The 20078-nt window shown below is 54.9% G+C and carries 18 protein-coding genes and 1 tRNA gene; 12 read left to right on the forward strand and 7 right to left on the reverse strand.

All coding sequences use genetic code 11. The features are described from left to right. Positions 1-53: 53 nt before the first annotated feature. The 3 genes from yajC to queA form a co-directional block, all read right to left on the reverse strand. Complete coding sequence (gene yajC, locus FKN99_RS14940; RefSeq protein WP_087106571.1) at positions 54-380, reverse strand: preprotein translocase subunit YajC; 327 nt, start codon at positions 378-380, stop codon at positions 54-56. 112 nt (positions 381-492) lie between these two features. After that, positions 493-1611: a tRNA guanosine(34) transglycosylase Tgt gene (gene tgt, locus FKN99_RS14945; RefSeq protein ID WP_087106573.1), complete on the reverse strand. Its 1119-nt coding sequence runs from the start codon at positions 1609-1611 to the stop codon at positions 493-495. 73 nt (positions 1612-1684) lie between these two features. Then, positions 1685-2716 carry a tRNA preQ1(34) S-adenosylmethionine ribosyltransferase-isomerase QueA gene (gene queA / locus FKN99_RS14950; protein WP_172118624.1) on the reverse strand — a complete coding sequence of 344 codons (1032 nt, stop codon included), beginning with the start codon at positions 2714-2716 and terminating at the stop codon, positions 1685-1687. A gap of 112 nt (positions 2717-2828) precedes the next feature. On the opposite strand from queA, the gene FKN99_RS14955 reads away from it, so the two are divergent. The 3 genes from FKN99_RS14955 (at position 2829) to FKN99_RS14965 (ending at position 4228) form a co-directional block, all read left to right on the forward strand. Next, positions 2829-2915, forward strand: a tRNA-Leu gene (locus tag FKN99_RS14955). Positions 2916-3174: 259 nt separating this feature from the next. Further along, positions 3175-3765 (forward strand): exopolysaccharide biosynthesis protein, encoded by a 591-nt coding sequence (locus FKN99_RS14960; protein ID WP_172118625.1) that lies wholly within the window; start codon positions 3175-3177, stop codon positions 3763-3765. Between the two features lie 106 nt (positions 3766-3871). Further along, positions 3872-4228 carry a RidA family protein gene (locus tag FKN99_RS14965; RefSeq protein ID WP_087106579.1) on the forward strand — a complete coding sequence of 119 codons (357 nt, stop codon included), beginning with the start codon at positions 3872-3874 and terminating at the stop codon, positions 4226-4228. Between the two features lie 78 nt (positions 4229-4306). Here FKN99_RS14965 and FKN99_RS14970 read toward each other — a convergent pair whose 3' ends face one another. After that, entirely contained in the window at positions 4307-5416 is a 1110-nt protein-coding gene (locus FKN99_RS14970; RefSeq protein WP_172118626.1) for a pyridoxal phosphate-dependent aminotransferase, read from the reverse strand. 192 nt (positions 5417-5608) lie between these two features. On the opposite strand from FKN99_RS14970, the gene FKN99_RS14975 reads away from it, so the two are divergent. From FKN99_RS14975 to FKN99_RS15010, 8 genes are all read left to right on the forward strand, one after another. Further along, the gene (locus tag FKN99_RS14975) at positions 5609-9274 is read left to right on the forward strand and encodes an ATP-binding protein (protein WP_172118627.1); all 3666 of its coding nucleotides are present in this window, start codon (positions 5609-5611) and stop codon (positions 9272-9274) included. Continuing rightward, positions 9271-9900, forward strand: a complete 630-nt coding sequence (locus tag FKN99_RS14980; protein WP_172118628.1) for a condensin complex protein MksE — start codon at positions 9271-9273, stop codon at positions 9898-9900. The genes FKN99_RS14975 and FKN99_RS14980 overlap by 4 nt, the downstream gene beginning before the upstream one ends. Continuing rightward, positions 9897-11150 (forward strand): hypothetical protein, encoded by a 1254-nt coding sequence (locus tag FKN99_RS14985; RefSeq protein ID WP_319941291.1) that lies wholly within the window; start codon positions 9897-9899, stop codon positions 11148-11150. The genes FKN99_RS14980 and FKN99_RS14985 overlap by 4 nt, the downstream gene beginning before the upstream one ends. Then, entirely contained in the window at positions 11147-12016 is an 870-nt protein-coding gene (locus FKN99_RS14990) for a DUF7281 domain-containing protein (RefSeq protein WP_172118629.1), read from the forward strand. The genes FKN99_RS14985 and FKN99_RS14990 overlap by 4 nt, the downstream gene beginning before the upstream one ends. A 290-nt stretch (positions 12017-12306) precedes the next feature. After that, a complete protein-coding gene (locus tag FKN99_RS14995; RefSeq protein ID WP_172118630.1) occupies positions 12307-12849 on the forward strand; it encodes a hypothetical protein in 543 nt (180 codons plus the stop codon). 102 nt (positions 12850-12951) lie between these two features. Beyond that, a complete protein-coding gene (locus FKN99_RS15000) occupies positions 12952-13452 on the forward strand; it encodes a hypothetical protein (RefSeq protein ID WP_172118631.1) in 501 nt (166 codons plus the stop codon). A gap of 164 nt (positions 13453-13616) precedes the next feature. After that, a complete protein-coding gene (locus FKN99_RS15005) occupies positions 13617-14180 on the forward strand; it encodes a TIR domain-containing protein (protein ID WP_172118632.1) in 564 nt (187 codons plus the stop codon). A gap of 31 nt (positions 14181-14211) precedes the next feature. Continuing rightward, positions 14212-15048, forward strand: coding sequence for a macro domain-containing protein (locus tag FKN99_RS15010; RefSeq protein WP_136869076.1), 837 nt, complete (start codon positions 14212-14214; stop codon positions 15046-15048). A 715-nt stretch (positions 15049-15763) separates the two neighbouring features. Here FKN99_RS15010 and FKN99_RS15015 read toward each other — a convergent pair. After that, the gene (locus FKN99_RS15015; protein ID WP_087110182.1) at positions 15764-16891 is read right to left on the reverse strand and encodes a glycerol dehydrogenase; all 1128 of its coding nucleotides are present in this window, start codon (positions 16889-16891) and stop codon (positions 15764-15766) included. A gap of 127 nt (positions 16892-17018) precedes the next feature. Further along, a complete protein-coding gene (locus FKN99_RS15020) occupies positions 17019-18146 on the reverse strand; it encodes a hypothetical protein (protein ID WP_172118633.1) in 1128 nt (375 codons plus the stop codon). Between the two features lie 303 nt (positions 18147-18449). Between FKN99_RS15020 and FKN99_RS15025 the strand changes: the two genes are divergently transcribed. Next, on the forward strand, positions 18450-19412 hold the full coding sequence (locus tag FKN99_RS15025; protein ID WP_172118634.1) for a ribonuclease Z: 963 nt from the start codon (positions 18450-18452) through the stop codon (positions 19410-19412). A 79-nt stretch (positions 19413-19491) separates the two neighbouring features. On the opposite strand, the gene FKN99_RS15030 is transcribed toward FKN99_RS15025, so the two are convergent. Next, positions 19492-19914: a hypothetical protein gene (locus tag FKN99_RS15030; protein WP_172118635.1), complete on the reverse strand. Its 423-nt coding sequence runs from the start codon at positions 19912-19914 to the stop codon at positions 19492-19494. Positions 19915-20078: the final 164 nt, after the last annotated feature.

Raw genomic sequence — 20078 nt, forward strand, 5'->3', positions numbered from 1 at the left:
ATGGCACCCCTGCCGGGGTGGCTGGCACTGAATCGGCAGGGGTGTTTTAAGCGTTAGATGGACTTAATGGTGCCCTTCGGCAGCACGGCAGCAACGGCGTTTTTCTGTACGTTGACTTCGGTGCCTTCAGATACTTCCAGGGTCAGGAACTCATCACTGACTTTGGTGACGCGGCCAACCAGGCCACCACCGATCACGACTTCATCGCCTTTGTCCAGGCCGGTGACCAGCTGTTTGTGCTGCTTGGCACGTTTAGCTTGGGGGCGCCACAGCAGGAAATAGAAAATCAGCACAAAGCCGACCAACATAACGATTTGTGCGATGCCACCGCCAGCTGCCCCTTCCTGGGCATGGGCTGATGAGATGAAGAAATCCAGCATTGCAGAGAACTCCTGGGTTAAGACCCTTAATGGGTGAAAGGGTTAGAGGGGGCGCTAATTAACAATTATGTTGATAAGCGGCCCTTGATTCACCCGCCAGAGCGGGTGATGACTATTCGGCCAGGGGAGGCACCGGCAGGCCGCGCCGAGCATAAAAGCCTTCCACAAAGGTCGTCAATGTACCCGCTTCGATTGCCGCGCGCAAATCAGCCATTACACGCTGGTAGTAGCGTAAGTTATGGATGGTATTGAGCATCGAACCGAGCATTTCATTGCAGCGGTCCAGGTGATGCAAATAGCCGCGCGAGAAATTCTTGCAGGTATAGCAGTCACAACCCTCTTCAAGGGGGCTGGTGTCATGGCGATGCTTGGCATTACGAATCTTGACTGTACCGTCAGCGGTAAACAGGTGGCCATTACGTGCGTTGCGGGTCGGCATGACGCAGTCGAACATGTCGACGCCCCGGCGCACGCCTTCCACCAGATCCTCCGGTTTACCTACGCCCATCAGGTAGCGTGGTTTATCGTCTGGCATCCAGGTGGGCAGGTAATCCAGCACCTTGATCATCTCTTCTTTGGGCTCGCCAACGGAAAGCCCGCCAATCGCCAGGCCGTCAAAGCCGATCTCCAAGAGGCCTTTGAGCGAGCGCTCGCGAAGCTCCGGGTGCATACCGCCCTGGATGATGCCGAAAAGTGCGGAAGGCGAGTCACCGTGGGCATCGCGTGAGCGTTTGGCCCAACGTAGCGACAGCTCCATGGATTTCTCGGCTTCCTCGTAAGTGGCCGGGTAGGGCGTGCACTCGTCAAAAATCATGACCACATCAGAACCCAGCGAGCGCTGCACGGCCATGGATTCTTCCGGCCCCATAAAGACCTTGCTGCCATCTACCGGCGAGCGGAAGTGCACGCCCTGCTCGGTGATCTTGCGCGTCTCGCCTAATGAGAACACCTGAAAGCCGCCGGAGTCGGTGAGGATCGGCTTGTCCCACTGGGCGAAGTCGTGCAGGTCGCCGTGGGCTTCAATGACCTCGGTGCCGGGGCGCAACCACAGGTGGAAGGTGTTGCCCAGAATGATTTCAGCGCCGATCTCCTTGATGGAGTCTGGCGTCATGCCTTTTACTGTGCCGTAAGTGCCCACCGGCATAAACGCAGGGGTTTCGACCGTGCCACGGGGGAAGTGGAGGCGACCGCGACGAGCGCGGCCGTCGTCGGCCAAGCGCTCAAAGCGCATAAAGCATTCGTTTCGCATTGTGGTAACTCGTCAAAAAATCATCGGTAAAACGCTAAGGGCAACGTAAAGGCGCTTAGCGGGTGAGCAGCATCGCATCGCCATAACTAAAGAAAGCGTAGCGTTCGGCAACGGCTTCACGGTAGGCGTTCATCATCGTGTCATAACCGGCAAACGCCGACACCAGCATCAAAAGTGTCGATTCCGGCAGGTGGAAGTTGGTAATCAGCGCATCCACACAGCGCCACTCGTAGCCGGGGTAGATGAAAATATCCGTATCCCCGCTGTAGGGCGCCATCTGCCCATCGCTGCTTTTCTGGCAGGCGCTTTCCAAACAGCGCACGCTGGTGGTGCCCACGGCAATGACCCGGTTGCCTGTGGCTTGCGCCTTGCGTACCTGCTGGCAGGTGGCTTCTGACACCTCGATCCATTCGCTGTGCATATGGTGTTCAAGAATATTGTCCACCCGCACCGGCTGAAAAGTGCCCGCGCCCACATGCAGAGTGACAAACGCGCTGTTGATGCCTTTTTCAGCCAGGGCATCCAGCAGCGGTTGGTCAAAATGTAGGCCCGCCGTGGGAGCGGCCACGGCGCCATCTCGGCGGGCATAAACGGTTTGATAGCGCTCGCGGTCGCTGAGTTCATCTTCCCGGGTGATATAAGGCGGCAGTGGCATATGGCCGTGCTGCTCCAGCAGCGCGATCATTGGCGTCTCGCCTAAAAAGCGCAGCTCAAACAACGCGTCGCGGCGGCCTTCTACCACGGCGTGAATATCACCTTCAAAGATCAGCTCGGTGCCGGGCTTGGGCGACTTGCTCGAGCGGATATGTGCCAGGCCCCGGTGGCTGTCCAGCGGACGCTCAAGCAGCATCTCCACTTTGCCGCCGCTGGCTTTATGGCCGTGCAGGCGGGCAGGAATCACTCGTGTGTCATTAAATACCAGCAAATCGCCGGGGTTTAAACGCTCAAGAAGGTCCGTAAACTGGCGATGCTCAAGCGCGCCGCTCTGGCCATCCACGCACAGCAAACGACAGTCGCTGCGCTGCTCAGAAGGGTAGCGAGCAATCAGCTCATCGGGTAGCTCGAAATAAAAGTCCGCGCGCTGCATGGGTTGGCTCTTAACGGTGGTCAAACAGGCGGCATAGGATACCCCCTTCGCTAGATAAAGTCAGTCAATGTGATTGACCTGCGTGGTTATCTCCGTATAATGCGCATCCATTGCCGGTGTGGCGGAATTGGTAGACGCAGCGGATTCAAAATCCGCCGCCTTTACGGGTGTGCCAGTTCGAGTCTGGCCACCGGCACCAAATTTTAGGGCTTAGCGTTCATCGCTAGGCCCTTTTTTGGTTTTTGGCATTCCAAAAAATACCATAAAGCATTGCAAACATTGCTCATACCCTCCTTTTCTCACACCATCCATTGGCTCGACATCTAACATTTGATGACACTCATCTAAACTACACTCCACAGTGACAGTGCCGTTGTTGTAGACAGCTATTGCATGCCATGGATACAGGTGCTTGATTAACGGCCTGGCACGCTTTATAGCGAGCTGGGAGCTCAATAATGGCCGAACACACGACGCGGGCACTCAGCGAGGTTCTGAACCACCTTGAACACTCGGTTCAAGGGCAAAAAGTAACGATCGGGTCGCTTGTGGACGAGCTTGGTGCGCACTCCTTTGCGTCACTGATGCTCATGTTTGCCCTCATTTCGACGTCTCCCGCAAGCTCGATTCCGGGAGTCACTGCCATTGTGGCCTTCATTGAGTTTATTCTCGTGGCGCAGATAATGCTGGGGCGGGATTGCCTCTGGCTGCCAGGCTTCATTTCACGCAAAGCGCTATCTACCCATAAACTCTGTAAAGGGATTAACTGGCTGCGCAAACCGGTGCACTTTGTTGAGCGTTTTCTCAAACCGCGCTGGGTATTTTTCGTCAAGCCGCCCTGGTTGTACCTGCCACTCGCCGTTATCCTGGCCGTGACACCCTTTATGCCGTTTATGGAAGTCATCCCCACGTCGGGTTCAATAGCATCTGCGGCTATCGCCTGCTTCGCGGCCGGGCTCTTAACCAGAGACGGGTTGCTTGCCATGGTCTCTATCCTGTTTTTGGCCTCGGTGCCTTTAGTGATCTGGTATGTAGGGTTCAGTGGGTAGGTAAATCGCTTGTCTGAATGCAGCAAGAAGTTGGTGTATTTGCAGGCAAGCATTTTAAATGTAAACGCGGTAATCTCAGCTGTATTTCTTATGACGGAGAGACTTCATGAGTATTACTTATTACGAAAGCAATGCACGTATGAGCCAAGTGGCTATTCATAACGGCACGGTTTATCTAGCAGGCCAAGTGCCCGCCGACGCCACGGCAGATATGCGTGGCCAGACCGAACAAGTGCTTGCGCGCATTGATGAGTTGCTGGCTCAGGCAGGGTCCTCAAAAGAGCACCTGATTTCTGCCCAGGTATGGGTAACCGATATGGCCGAGTTTGATCAGATGAACGCGGCATGGGAAGCGTGGGTAGTCGCAGGGCGTACCCCGGTTCGCGCCGCGCTTGAAGCCAAGCTTGCCAAGCCTGAGTGGAAAGTGGAAATCATGGTTATCGCGGCACTGCCTAACGCTTGATTTGTAACGTTCGGGTAGCGCTAGTATCGAGAAAGCCCCTGCCTTGGCAGGGGCTTTCCTGTAAAAAGAGTTGCCTTATCAAGCGTGCCCTTTAATAGCCTGCTCAAGCGTTGCCAGCCGGCCCGGCACCAGGGCATCCGCTACGGCGGTAATGCGTATCACGTTGGCGAGCGCCGGGTGCGCCAGGCGAGCGACAAGCACACCTTCTGAAAGCAGTTGCTGATGTACGTGGACGGCCAGTTCCTCACTGGGCAGGCGAATGCCGATAAAGTTGGTGGCACTCGGCAGTACATCGGCCCCTAAAGAGCGAAAGTGCTCGGCCAACTGCTCTCGGCGGGCTTTTACATCTGCCACGTGCTGGCGCACTTCTTCAGGATGGTCGAGTACTACTTCGGCGGCGGCCAGCGTCAGTGCGGAAACCGCGTAGTGAATACGCACCTTCATCATCATAGCCAGTACGTCAGGCTCTGCAATGGCGTAGCCAATGCGCAGCCCCGCTAAGCCGTGGGCTTTGGAAAGCGTGCGCAGGCGAATCACGCCGGGTAGCGCGTTAGCCGAAAACTCGCTTCCCGCATCATCACGAAAATCGCCATAGGCTTCATCCAGCAGCAGCCAGCAGGTATCTGGCAGCGCCTCGCGAAACTTGATAATGGCACTGTCGCTGTGCAGGTGGCCGCTGGGGTTATCCGGGTTGGCCAGGTAAACGAGGCGGGCGTTTTCCTGTTGCGCGGCGGTGGCCAGCGCTTCCAGGTCCGGCGCCAGCACGCCGGGCGCTTCATGGTAGCCAGGTTCAATCAGGCGGCAGCCTTGGCCTTTCGCAAAGTAGCCAAACGTGGGATAGGTGCCCGCCGTGCATACCACCGTAGCGCCGGGCTCGCAGGTAGTGCGTAGCGCCAGCGCAATCAGGCTATCGGCACCCGCATCAACCAACAGGTGATCAAAAGGCGTGCCCAGCTGGGCGCTTAACCGGGTGCGCACACCAAACGCCTCGGCGTCGCCATAGCTGTAAGCGTGCGCCGCCAGTGCATCACCAAAGTGCTCGCGCAGTGCCTGGTGAGGCATGTCCAGCCCTTCGTTGGAACCCAACTGATGGGGGATCGCTCGGCCCAGGCGGCGTTCAAGTACTTTAATTCCCGGAAAGGGGTTAACCGGGCCTTCGCCGGTAAGGTGCTCGGGGTAGCGGGGCATGGCGGTTTCCTGCAATGAAAGTGAAGCGTGGGCGTGAATGTAATTGCTGAGCGTTTAAGTCGCTAGTGGGTTAATGATTACATAAAGCGTTTGGGAGAGTGAATCGGTGAGTCGAGTCATCCAGTAGGTGTCGCCTTGCATTGTGTCTGGCAAGATAGTCGTTTTCGAAACCCTATCGATCAAGGACACGGCATGGCCCACCTGCTACGCATCGTGATGATTCACGGCCACCTTGAAGGCGTGGTTGAACTCAGTGTGGATGGCCACACCAATATTTGCGGCACCAACGCCTCGGGTAAAACCACGCTTCAGCGCCTGGTGCCGGTGTTTTATGGCGAGCTGCCCAATAAGGTAGTGCCCAAAACGCGCATGAAGTTTGATGCGTTTTACCTGCCGCATCGCAACAGCTACCTGGTGTATGAATACCGTCGCGAGGCGGGCAACATCTGCCAGGCAGTGCTGACCCGTAAAGCCGAAGGCGGGGTAGAGTACCGCTTTGTGGGCGGGCCTTATCAGCCGGAAGATTATTTGGTGGAGAGCGAGGCGGGCGTGACCGCACTCGACTACACCCAGTGGGCCAGCGGCCTGCGCCGTAGCGGCACGCCGGTGTCGTCCAAGCTGGGCGCGACCTCTGAATTTCGCTCGGTGATTCAAAACGACTTTACTCAGCTACACGGCAATAGTCGCGACGGCCTCAAGCTGCGCCAGATCGCTGCGCAGTTCAGCCTAGTCAAGCCCGAGCGGCGCATTCGCCATATTGAAAAGCTGGTGTCGGCGGTGCATGCCAAAGAGGGCAAGATGGATACCCTCAAAACCATGCTGGCAGCGATTTTCGAAGAGGATGGCGTTGAGCTGCCGGTCACGCGGATTCGTAACACCAAGGCGCGTGAATGGATTGCCCAGATGCGCCAATCCATGCGCTTGGAACCCCTACAGGCGTCGCTCACCCGGCTTGCCGGGATTGACCGCGAGCTTGCCCATTTGGATGCCACCCTCTGGCAGCTTAAGCCCCAGCTTGAAGATGACCGCCAGCAGGCTGAGCGGCGCATGGCCGATGTGGACGCCGAGCTTGCCCGCCATCAGCGCGATTTTCAGCAGCGGGAAAGCGACTACGCCCAGGCGCGGGATGAGCTTAACGACCGCCATAGCGAAGTGGTCAGCGATTTACAGCAGACCCTGCGCCGCCTTAATGATCTGCAAACCCAATACGAGCACTATTCTGAGGCGGACATGCCCGCCCTGGAGCGCGACATCAATGCGCTGCCCCAGTGGCGGGAGCAGCGTGATCAACTGCGTGCCCATCTGAGCGTGATGCAGGACGCGGTAAAAGAGAGCCAGGCACGGCTTGATGGGCGCCTGCGTGAGCTTTCCGAGGCGCTGGCCCGCCAGACCGGTGAAGCCCAGGAGCTAATTGATGCCCTGGTGGAAGAGAAAGCCCTGCGTCGTGAACAGCAGTGGGAGGCCGAGCAGAAGCTTAATGAGCGCTATCAACAGGAGCGCCAGCGCCTGGAAGGCGAGTATCAGGCGCAGCTTGAATTGGGCGTTGAGCAGCTGGCCGAGCTAAAAGCCCAGCTTTCGCTTTCAACACAAACCTCTGAAGAAGCGGCTGATGCTGAGCTTGCCCAGGCGCGGCTGGATCAAGCCCAGCAGGAGCGCAGCGCATCGGCCGCCACGCTAGACGGCCTGCGCCGCGAGTTTGAAAGCAACCGCCGCGCCCGGGACGATGCCGAGCAGCAACTGGTTCAGCTTCGCCAACAGCTTGAGCGCGCCGAGCAGCGCAGCTACGCGCTTTACCAGCAGCGTGATCCTGAACAGGGCAGCCTGCGCCATTTTCTGCGCTACCATCGCCCCGGTTGGGAGCAGCAGTTGGGCAAAGTGATTGCCCCGGAATTGCTGGAACGACGCGATCTAGCGCCTCAACTAGCCGACGGCGGCAGCGACGACCTGTTTGGGCTGGCGCTGGATCTCTCGGCCATTGCCTTGCCTGATTACGCCCAGGACGAAGCCACGCTGCTCGCCGCCATCGAAGAAGCAGATAGCGCCAAACGACGTGCGCAGGCAGAGTGCCAAACGGCCGAGAAAGCGCTTAAACAGCATAACGAGCGCGTCCAACAGGCCGATGAAGCTCAGGATCAGGGCCGTATGGCTCATAAGCGTGCCGAGCAGGAAGTTGAGTTTGCGACCGAGGCGCGCCGCCAGCAGCAAGAGCGCCACGCCAAGCATCAACAGGAGCGCCGCGCCACTCATCAAGCCGCGTTAGCCCGCTTGGAACAAACACAAACCGAGCTGCGTGAAGAGAAACAGCAAGCCCTTAACGCGTTGGGTGAAACCCATCAAAGCCAGCTGTTAGAGCTAAAAGCCGACGGCCAAAGCCATCTGGACAGCCTGGATGCCCAGCTGCGCCAGTACAAGCAGCAGCTAAGCGACGCCAACACCGAACACCAGCGCCAACGGGCGGAGCTGGAAGAAGCCTTCAGCCAGGAGCTGGCCGAACAGGGCGTCGACCCGGCACAGCTAAAAGACACCAAGGCGCGGCTGGCAAGCCAGGAGGAGCGCATCCGCGTTACCGCCGCCCGTCAGGATGAACTCACCGAATACACCCGCTTTATGCGCGTGGAGTGGGGGCAGCACAAGCCGCAGCTGGTTACCCAGGAAGCCGAACTCGAACAAGCCGAACAGCAGCTTCAACGCGATAAAGAGCGTCTGAAAAACGATTTTCAGGCCGCGCGTAAAACTCACCAAAGCACCGTCAGCACGCTTAAAACGCAGCGTGAAAGCGAACACACCAGCCTGGAAGCTTTAAAGCCACTGCTGACACAGTTGGAAGGCCTCGCCATTGAACCCGATGGCCAGGCCCCGGCGGCGCCGCTGGGTGATGTGGACGAGCGCATTGAGCGCGCCCGCCTGGCATTGGGCAATCGCCACCAGCTCATCGAGCAGCTGCGCCGTGGCTGCCTGGACGTTGAAAGCCAACTGATCAAGGACGCCAGCAGCGGCTTTGCCGAAGCGCTGGAGAGCGAGCGCAGCAAGCTGCAAAGCGACAACCCGCGCCTACAGCTGCCGCTCCTGCGCGACATGCTCAAACTGCTTGAAGATCAACAGCAGCAGTTGATCCAGGAAGGCCGCAACCTGAGCGACGACCTGGATAAATTCTTTACCGTGTTCCGCGATTTGAACCGACGCATCAGCGCCCAGAGTCGCCGGCTTTCGGAAGAGGTCGCCGACGACCTGCGCCTGGAAGGCATCACCAAAGCCGAAGTGCGTATTCAGTCCACCATCGACGAGCTGGGCTTCTGGGAGCCGTTGAAGCTGTTCGCTCAGCGCTATAAAGAGTGGCGCGAATCCGGCCAGACACTGCCCAGCGACGATTACCTGAACACCCTTGCCGACGTGGTCGATTTACTGCGCAGCGACCAGCAGTACAGCTTTGAAAGCCTGCTGCGCCTGGAGCTGCACTTGAACGAAGGCGGCACGGACCTGGTGATTAAAAACGACCGCCAGCTGCTGGAGTCCTCCAGCCACGGCATGGCGTACCTGATTCTGTGCAAATTCCTGCTCGCATTTACCCGCCTGCTGCGCGGCGACGCAGAAATCGCCATCCACTGGCCCATCGATGAGATCGGCACCTTGGCCTATCACAACGTAGAAAAGCTGTTTGAGGCCTGTGACAGCAACCATATTCATATTGTCGGCGCGTTCCCTAACCCTGAGTCCGACGTGCTGCTGCTGTTCGCCAATCGCTACTTGATTGACCGCGATAACGCTAACGCCAATAAACGGGTGTTAAAACGCATTGAACCGCGCCTGAGCCGCTTGGCCGAGCGGCTCCAGGAACGTCAGCAGGAGGTGACAGCATGATCGAACATGGCCCACTGCTTGAGCGTTTACTCGCCGGGGAGTTTATCTGCCCGGTGAGCGATGAAACCGGCTATCGCCACTTGAGCAACGCAGAAACCCGCGAGGAGATCGACACCTACCTGCGGCCACTTAACCGCCGCCTGGCAAGCAACGAAGACGGCAGCGTCTATTTTCTGGCCTGGCGACAGCTGAATGACAGCGCCCGGGATCAGCTCTCACGCCAACTGGGCGAGACGCTCAACAGCCTGCTGCCGCTGCTGGAGTGGCTACAGCTGGTTCAAGAAGCGCTGGGTCGCGATACTCTGGCCGCCCCCGGCGATGTACTCAAACCGGCCGAATTCAGCGCCAAGTGTGAAGACAACCAAAGCCTGCGCGAGCGGCTGGAACGCCTGGCTACCGACAGCTTTTTTGGCTCACAAAGTGACCAACTCGATGCCCAGGTAAAGCAGGTCTTTAAGCGCCTGAAAGAGCACGGCTACCTGCTTCAGCCGCATTCCGAGCGTCAGGTATTTGTGATCACCGGCAAGATTGATTACTTGGTGGACCTGGTGCGCTTTATTCGCGATGAAGAGAACCTGCCGATTGATGCCGAAGGAGAAGAAGGCACGCAGGAGGCCCTGTTGTGAATAAGAGCGTGGGCAAAAGTGTGAATGAGCTGGAGAGTCGCCTGCTCAAAACAGGCGCTGAGCGCTTGGCGCTACTGGGCAAGCATTCTGACGTGCTGATGCAGGCCTACACTCGCGATGAAGTACCGCTGGAATCGCTCAGCGATAGCGCGCTGCGTAAGATGCTGGCGGCGCGTATTCTGTGGCGCCCGGATGAGCAGAGCGGCGTGAAGCTTGCCCCAAAGGTGCGCGAGCTGATCGCCGAAATGCTCGCCGACGAGACCCGCCGCCATGTGAACGCCGACGTAGCGGAAACCCTGGAGCTGATTCGCTCCTTGGTACACAGCTACCGCGAAGCGCGTAGCCGAGGTGAGCACTGGCGGCTGGAGCAGCAGCTAATGCGCCTGCGCCAGGAAGTCGACGACCTAAACGGCCGCTTCGCCGATGCCATCGACAGCCTCTGGCAGCGGCTGAATAGCGATTTTGGTTTCGTCAGCCAGCTTAACGATAAAATTCGCGAAAACGACCGCGCCCAGAAACAGATCGCAAGACTTCTGGATGGCCTGGCACTGATTAACTTTGACGAGTTGATAGAGCTGGTAGGCAGCGACGGCAGCCTGCGCAAACTATTGATCAGCCAGCTTCAGCAGCAGTTAAGCCACCACTACACCGGTTTGCGCGAAGTGCAGCGGCGCTTGATCGAGCTGATGGCGCGCTTTCGCAAGCAGCAGGCGCGCAGCCGCCTGATCAGCGGCATGGCCGCGTTTATGCGCGAGCACCCAGGCTTTGTGCCCAGCAATTACGCCCGGCGCAGCGAGGTGCCAAGCTTGGTCAATCAAGCCGCCCCACTAAACGCAGCGGCCGCCCCAGCGCTGGATCGCAACCTGGAGTGCCAGGTACTCGCCGACCTGCTGCACCAGCTTCCCCAGCCGCGCCACACCACGCAAACAGTCGAAGCAGCGGCACCCGCCCAAGCGCAAGAAAGCAGCCTGGCCGCCGCCCGCCAACAGGCGCTAAAGCAGGATGTGGAACACTTCTATTTAAGCGTGATCGACCAGCCCGACGCCGAGCCGGTCAGCGCGCTTGAATACCTGCATGAAAGCCCGCTGGAGTGGCCCGATGAAATCTGGCTCTTCCAGGTGATTGCCGAGTACCAGGGCCTGCCGCGCAGCGACCAGCGCGCGTTTCGCCTTAAACAGCAGGAGACCCAGGCGAGTGCCTACAATCACCTGCGCCTGATCCACGACGTTGAACTGCAGCTGGCCGTATGAATCTATCCAGCCGTGCGCGTAATAGGCTAAACGATGTCGCCCGCGAACTGCTCCGCCAACCCTCGGTGGAAAAGCCCCGCGGCCAATGGGTAAACAACGTGGTGGCTTGGTGTAATCAGCATGATATTGACCTGACCACGCGAATAAACAGTAAAACGCTGCGCTTTGACGCCGCCTTGCTCGCGCAGATCAACGATGTATTAGACAGCGCCCGAATAGCACCGCTAGGCCGCTCCCTCAGCGGCCTGACCAGCAGCGCCCAAGCTAAAGAGGGCGTGGAGGAAGATAAAGCCAACCGCGAAAGCCCCCGCGCACGGCGGGTGCTTGTAAGCTTTCCCCCTCAGCCAATAGCGGGGCTTGCCATCGAACCACGCGCTATTCGCGATGTAGATATACAGACACTAAAGCTGAGCGCATTCAGCGCCATGATTCAGGTCGAAAACCTGGACAGCTTCTATGAGTTTTCGCCGGATATTGCATCACTGAGCGGCTACACAAACCCGCTGGTCGTCTACCGTGGCGACAGCCACTACGGTGGCGGCTTTGCGTTACTGGCCGATGCTTGGCGCAAAACCCATCGGCCACATATTTACGCCGGTGACTTTGATGTTAAAGGCGTTACGCTGGCGCTTGATAGTAACGCCACGCACTTACTTCTGCCTTCTATCGAATGGCTTACCCAGAATGCTACGCCGCTGCATGTGCCTGCTGAGCAGTTTCCTTATCAGCGCAGGCTGCGCAAACACCTTGCTGCGCTGCCAGCTGCCCACCCATTGCACGAGTATCTGACGCTGCTTCTGGAAAAGCAGCGGGGGCTCAAGCAGCAGTGGTTTGGTGGGGAGTTGGTGTGTGTGGGACTGGTGTAATTGCTTACCTGTTTATCGCGAGACCTTTGGATTGTGTCCTTCGACCGTAGGCGCATTGCAGAGTGATGCTCCAGCAGCAGTATGATTGAAACCGGCAAAACGCGCAGGCACGCGAATTTTGGATATGACGCCAAATTTTTCTTTGCGAACAATAGAAACAATGGGATAGAGTCAGTTTCTGCGGCAGCATAACCTCAATGAATGTGCCGTCGCGTTTATTGAGGTTATGTAGCCTTCCGTATAATCACTGTTAGGCCCCTTGTCACACACACTCGAGATTTGATTCAAACATGAAAATGACACCTGAGCTGGCTCTTGATTTGATCAAATTTCAGCCACTTAACGACAAGGCCTGCCAGAGTACGGCTAGCCAAGTTGACCTCGATATTGCTTCTCAGGCAGCGTTGTCGATCACACGCAATCACATTCAGCCCATTGCGGACTTTTTTTCCAATCGCCTCAATGGGGCAACTCTTTCCGTCAGCAACAACACTCTCAAATTTCACTTCAACGACCAGAACGAGGTTTCTGAGACGTTCAAGATGGCAGTCCTACAGGTAGTAGATGAGCCGCGCGCTAAAGCCGCTGCACTCTCAACAATGAACCTTCTCTTGTATGACATGAAGTATCCATCAGCATTCACAGATGAGGACGACCACATCATGGCTACCCTGATGGTTGCACACGCCATTGATGGTTATCGCCGATCAATTGCACATGAGTTTCTTCACATGGCGCAAGAAAGAATCGGGCAAAGAAGGCGCAAGCAGATTGGCATAGGAGCAGCCATCTTGGCTGCAGCAATCATCTTTCTCTGGTTACGGCTATCTTAGGCATCCCGCCATGATCACGCCGGGGCCTAACAATTCATTCAAGCCGACGCCGCTTCGCGGCGCGGCTTAATTCAGGTGTTAGGCATCAGGGGAGAGATTTTCGTGTTTGGAATATTCAAGAAGAAGCAAGTTGCGCTTTCGCCCGAGTGGAGCGATGCAAAAGCGAACATTGACCAGAGTGTTCATCAACAGATGCAGCGCGCTGCAGATCTGCTGCAAATGCAATTGATGATTTGCACAACGGTTGAAGATTACGACCAGAAGACAAAGAGCAAATTCTTTCGTGGCTATCTCGTTGGCTTCTTTGATTCAGCTCTTCAGTGGGCTGACATCCCGGTCAATAGTGATGAGCAACTCATATCGTTCATCTCAATCGGTCATGGATATCTTGCTCGCCCAATGGGAACCTCTTCACCTTTATTCAACGGAGACTCAAGCAGAGCTATTGAATTCTGCTTTGACTCCATGGCCATGCAAGCAGACCCTGAGTTCAGCGCGGCGCAACGGCAAGGCGGAGAGGAATTTTATAGCTTTGCGAGCGGACAGACCCGCCACCCCAATGGACTGATGAACTACTTCCATGGGACAAAGGCTGATGCCTAACAATTCGTTCAAGCCGAACGCGCTTCGCTATACCAACAACATGGCAGAACAGCTTGCCATGTTGTTGGCTCCGCTACGCACGTCGGCTTAACTCAGGTGTTAGGGGCTGTAATTTGCCCCAATTTACGACGCATGAAAGAAAAACTATCAATCTAGGAGGGTAAATGGCATACCGAAACGGAAACTACACGGCTTTTTACGTTGCAGAGCCTTTTGATCCCAGCGCCTTGGGTGCTCATGCAACCAAGGATTTCTGTTACTACAGCATGTTGCGTGCTTGGAAGGGAGCTGATGCAGCGTTCCCTTTCAACGATTCACATAACAAGAACTACAGCGTCCGAGACAACAGTGATTGGGAATCGACCCTGAAGCCAAGACTAAGGGAGCGTCTAAGGGGATCGAAAAATATCGTGCTTTTCCTTAGCTCAAATACAAAAAGTTCCCGAGCGCTACGAGAAGAGATAGATTACGGAATTAATAATCAAGGGCTACCAGTTATCGCTATATACCCTGAGTATGATTCTAAGGAATCTCTTCTGACGAATGGGTCCCTGAAACCTGCTGTAAAAAAGCTATGGGATAACTTGCCAATATTTAGAGACTCGATGAAAAATGTTCCGACCCTACATGTTCCGTGGAAAAAGAGTCTTGTTGAAAAATCATTGCGTGATGAGGATTTCATGGTAGGAACGAAAACTAACCCAAGCATATTCATATACAAGATATGAGGATTTACAGCATGAGTCTTGGGGTCCGCACATGACAAAAGTTAGATTTTTTGACAGGAGGGTAATCGAGAACTTTCTTAAGATTACTTCTGTGATAAGTGCCACCTTATCATTAGTAGTTTTATTCGTTGACATTCCGACTGAGAACAAAACTCTCTACGGGTGGGGTTTTCTTGGGTTGTTGATCCTGATTTATCTTGCAATTTGGATATGGTCAAACAATCTCAACAAGATTGATATTAGCATTGAAGGCAGCGATGTTACGATCAAGGTCGGTGATATTTTTTTGCAGGAAGGTTTAAAAGCGATTGCATTTAACGAGTATTTTGATACCCAAGTTGACAACAAGATTATTGCTGAAAGGTCGCTAAATGGTATCTTCGTAAATGAACACCTTCAGGTTCCTGTTTCCGAGCTAGATCAATATATCGAAGGATATAATTTTGAATCCAGTGAAATAATTGAAACTAATGATGCGAGAAAAGAAGGAAAGAAGATCCGTTATCAAATCGGTACAATTTGCATATATCAAGAATTTTTATTGACCGCATTTTCAAAATTCGATGAGAACAACAAAGCCATACTCACAATGCCTGAATACTTGGAGTTTCTAATAAGCTTCTGGGACAAGGTAAATAATGTATATGCTCAGAAAAGTGTATCTACACCGATATTTGGATCGGGAATTGCACGCATTAAAGGGCATAAAAATATCAGCGACGAAGACCTTTTGAAAATCATGTTATGGACATTTCGGATAAGTGAAATGAGGTTTAAGTATCCGGCAAGGCTAACTATCATAATCCATAAAGATAAAATTGATAAGATCAACCTTCTCGATATTAAATCTGCTAGGAACGGAGTGTAGCTGTTTTATTATTAATCACGCATATTCATCCGATTCTGGCTTCCCCTAACAATGCCAAGCACGGTGACAGCTTTTTCGTTGCGGCTTCGCCTCCACTACAAAGCTGCGCGTGTTGGCGGCGTTAGAAATACAATGAGGTGTAGACTTGACACGATTTTTCTCTAAATGGTTTTACCTATCAGTAATTTTAATATTGATCGGATTAATATCGTCGGGCCTGACAAGCCAAGATAGCATTATACAATACATCCTAGTTCTAATGTCGCAGCTTTTTCAAAGTACAGGCATTGCTATACTAGTGGCGAATATATTCACATTCATTTTAGGTACAGAGCAGTTTGTTACTTATATTCGTGAAAAGCTTGTTAGTATCGTCATGGAACACGCGTTTTTTTCTGCAGGCCATGACCAAGTTTCATCCATGGCAAGAGGGGGATGACGTGGTGGTTTTTCCATCTTGAAAAGCGCTACCTGTTAATTCCTTGTCGGTTTTCTCACGATGGCCATTGAGGTAGGGTTTTATGGCGACGCCGCTGAGGCCATCGCCCGCTCTGATCAGTACGCGCATGACGTTCGTGCGGCAGAGTAGTGATTCATGGAAGCCGGGGTGAATGCGGTGCCGGGGATCATCCTCGACGGCTGCTACCTGATTTCCGGCGCAGGGCTAGTCGATCAATATGGCGCCACACACGTGGCGCCATGTGCCTTGTGGGCTTTACTCGCTCAAACCCACTTTCTCCATAAACGCCCGCGCGTGCACATCCACCGCTTTAATAGCGTGAACAATCTGCTTGGGCGTTAGCTCATACGCCAGGTTATGGCTTGATTCACCCTCTTTAAGCGCCGCTTCGGCTACACGATAAAGATCTTCCTCGCTTGCCTGGTCGAGCTTCAGTGCTTTCAGCGTCACCGGTAGGCCCAGCGCCAGGTAGAGGTCTAAATACTCTTCAAGCTCCGCTTGCGGCGCTTGATCGAGAATCAGCTGCGCGACCGTGCCGTAAGCTACTTTTTCGCCGTGGGTCAGATTGTGGATTTCTCCATGCAGGGCGGTAAAGCCGTTATGAATGGCGTGCGCTGCCGCCAGGCCGCCGCTTTCAAAGCCCAAGCCGCTGAGCAGCGTATTGGCCTCAACCACGGCTTCAAATGAGGGCGTGACGATCTGCGCCTCGTTGGCTTGGTAGGCCAGCATGGCGTGTTCGAAAAGGATGTCTTCGCACTTCTCGCCAATGGTCGCGCCTAGCAACGTGGCTTTACCGCCTGCCATGTTGTTGGCGTTAGCGCGAATGGCGGCGCGTGCTTCAACCCAGGTGGCCAGTGCATCGGCAATGCCCGAGGCCAGAAAACGCGGCGGCGCTTTGCAGATGATGCCGGTATCGACCAGCACCAGGTCGGGGTTCTTGCTGTAGAAGCGGTAGGACTCAAACTCGCCATCGTCACTGTAGATGACTGACAAGGCGCTGGTAGGCGCATCGGTAGAAGCAGTGGTTGGCAGTATGGCACAGGCCGCTTCGAGCTTTTCAGCCACACCTTTGGCAGTGTCGATGGCTTTACCGCCACCAAAGCCGATAACGACATCTGCCTGCTGCTTGCGGCCGAGCTCAACGAGGCGGTCGATTTCGCGGGTAGAAGCCTCACCCTCGAACACTGCGCGCTCGAAACTGACGCCTTCGCCTTCCAGGCTCGCGCTTAGCTCCTTACCCGCGATGTCCCAAACCACATCGTCGGCAATCAGCAGCGCCGTTTTCCCGAGCGCTGACACATAGTGTCCGGCGCGGGCGGTAACACCTTCCCCCTGCACGTAGCGGCCGGGGCTGATAAAGACTTTCTCGTTGATGGCTGTCATGGCAAATCGTCCCTAAAAGAGAGTGGGTTGCCTGACCATTGGTAACACATGAAAGGTGCATGTGTATTGCGTTCGTGTGACTTATTAGCGCTTATGTTGACCGCTGTCAGTTTAGGCGGCTGGATGCTTATTCCGCCTGTGGCCGTAACCAGAGCTGCCGCTTCAGAGCCGACATCAACCAGCGTGGCGCCCATAACCAGGCGGCAAACGCGATAACGCCATAAAGCAGCCACACGGGGAGTGCTAAAAGCAGTTTAGCGATAAGGGCCAATAGGTCGCCTTTATACACCATTTTGGTGCTGCGGCTGGCAAGCTTGGTGAATGTCAGCGCGCCCACCCTATCCAGCACTCTTAAGCCTGTTTTGCCGAAGGTCGCCGCGAGCAAAATGGTCTCTTTTCCCAAGGTGGCTGTACGCTGGCTAATATCAACAGCGGCCTTGCCGCCCACTCGGTACAAGGTGGCGCTTTGGCTACCGAAGGTGTCGGCAAAGCGTGCCATTCGGCGCAGTTCGGTGGCATTTTGGGTATTGGACAGCATATTTAAACCGCCACGCGTTTTGGCCAAACTATTGATGTCGCCGAGCATGTTTCGTAGTTGGCCCATGTTCCCGGTTTGCCGCACTTGTCTGGCGGCCGTCATTACCGAGGTTTTTAGCCAGCCTGGCAGCTTGCCAACTCTTTTTGCGGTCTTAAGCGCTATCAGGCTACTTTTGGCGATCGTGGTTCCTGCTACCGCAGGCGTTGCGGCACCTGCAGTAGCGCTGGCGCCCATCGTGCTTATTACTTGTGCGGATGTGGCCACCAATCCTAGCGTTGCCAGGGCGACTAAAAATTCGTCAACTTCTTCGCCTTGTGCAAGGTTTAAGCCTTGGTAAGCCAAGTCACGCAGGTCACCTATCACAAAAAAATCTGAGGTAACGCTGGCAACTTGCCCAATGGTTTCGTCACTGCTGCCCTTGAATAAACCTTCGCCCAGCTTATTGAGCTGGTAACGCCAATCGCTTCGCTGGTCTTCAATACTTTGATAAAGCGCCTGTGCTTCAGGGGCATCGCCCACGTAGTCATAGGGCATAAAGAAGCCCAAGTAGTTAGCCGCTTCAGCGTATTGCTCCTCCTCGACCAACGCATAGGTTTCGGGTAGCGGATCAATGCGCGTTAATGCCATCAGCATAAACGTGGTTCGCTGCCAGATGACGCTCGCTGCCACCAAGGCAACCAGGAGGATCGTGAGTTTAAAGGGAAGCCTGAAGAGCATGTTTCTGTTCCTGATTTATCATTCTTTAATGAGGACGATGATTTTTTAAATCTTGAGAGCCAAGCCAATAGGGCAATTCAAAAGAGTGGTAGCGACTATCATGTGCTGTTCAACCCCTTGTGGGCGTAGTTTACTTAATCACTGTTAGCAGTAATGAGCTTTAATATGCTTAAAAGCAGCGTCTAATAGACGGATCGTTAACACGCTAAAGGTTAGCGTTGGCAGGTTGGTAATGAAAAATCGTATTTTCCACATCGTTGAGCGGCTATACCACGCCCCATGCCATAGAGATACTGGAAGGATATGAACCTACTGTTCTTGGGCACCTCCGCCGGTGTGCCCACCAAAAGCCGAAATGTGACTGGCATTGCTGTGCGCGAGAGTAAGGGCAAAGGTTGGTACCTGATCGATTGTGGAGAGGGCACCCAGCATCAGGTTTTGCGTACGAAGCTGTCGTTTCATTCATTAAACGCCATTTTGATTACCCATGTGCACGGCGACCACTGCTATGGGCTGCCGGGCATACTGGCGAGTGCGGGAATGAACGGCCGAAAAGCGCCGCTTACCATTGTCGCACCCGCAGGTATCAAAGCGTGGTGGGAGGCTACTTGCGAGGCCACGCAGCTAAGCTTGCCTTTCGCGCTGGAGTTTATCTGCTCAGATGACCTGCCGAGCATTGAGTTTGAAAACATGGCGGTTGCCACGTTCAAGCTTTCCCATGGGGTGGCGTCTTATGCTTATGCGTTGACAGAGAAAAACGTCGACGCTGCTTTGGACATCGAAAAGCTCATCCAAAAGGGGGTCCCCAGAGGGCCGTTGTGGGGGCAGTTGAAAAAAGGGTTCGATATTGAGTTCGAGGGTGAGACATTAACAAGCCATGAATTCTTACTCCTCAAACACAAACCCAGGAAAGTGGTCATCGCGGGGGACAATGCCCAGCCTGAGCTGTTGTGGGAAGCGTGCGCAGGGGCGCAAGTGCTGGTGCATGAAGCCACGTATACGCAGGAAATGGCCCAGAAGGCGCTTGAAGTAGGGCATAGCTACGCCAGGCTTGTGGCTGTTTTTGCCGAATCGGTAGCGCTGCCCAACCTGGTGCTGACTCACTTTAGCCCACGTTATCAGCTAAACCCCTTGGCATCACCCTCCATTGAGGATATCCGCAAAGAGGCCCAAAGCGCCTATTCGGGCGCGCTTTACCTGGCGCGGGATTTTCTTGAATTTAGCCTGGATAAGTCGGGCCACTTTTCTGAAGTGGCGAGCGAATAAGTTTTCCCGGTTTTAACGATTCTTGCGAATGGGCGGCTACCCGAAAGCAGGTAGCCGCTTCTTGTGATTGCCGGGAAAATCAGTCGCGGCAGTAGCCTTCGCCTGCTTGCACTACCAGGCAGTCTTCCTTCTCCGCTAGCCATTTCAAGCCGGTGGCTTCGCCGTCTCCGGCGCGAAGTCGCTGCTGGCCGTCATCGCGGCTGAAGCTAATGCCGTCGTCTGTGGCTTGCCCTTCGAATGTGCCGTGTTGGTCGGCGTCCAGGCCGTACTGCATTTCAAGCAGATAATGGCCGGGGCCTGCCGTCTCGTCCTGTTGGACTTCAAGGTATAAACCCTCCACACCAGTCCATCTGCCGACCCATTGATCGGTAACCTCGTGAGAGAGCTGGCTTTGCTCGGCTACCGTATCTGAATCGGCGGCACTTGATGCGGCGGTATTGGTGTCTTGATTACACCCGCTGATCAGTATCATGGTGCCTAGGGCTAACGCTGTTTTCATCATGGCGAGTGTCACCGGCGGTGGGGTAGTTGAAGGGTAATCTGAGATTCGTCTTGATCAAGCCCTTTGGCGGAGATTAAAGGTACAGCACTCCCAATAGCGAGCTTTACGAGAAATAGACTACCCCTTTTTTTGCGCATCTATTCGCTAAAACACGGTGCTTATAT

It is taken from the genome of Halomonas hibernica (assembly GCF_013183775.1).
GTDB classification, from domain to species: Bacteria; Pseudomonadota; Gammaproteobacteria; order Pseudomonadales; family Halomonadaceae; genus Vreelandella; species Vreelandella citrativorans.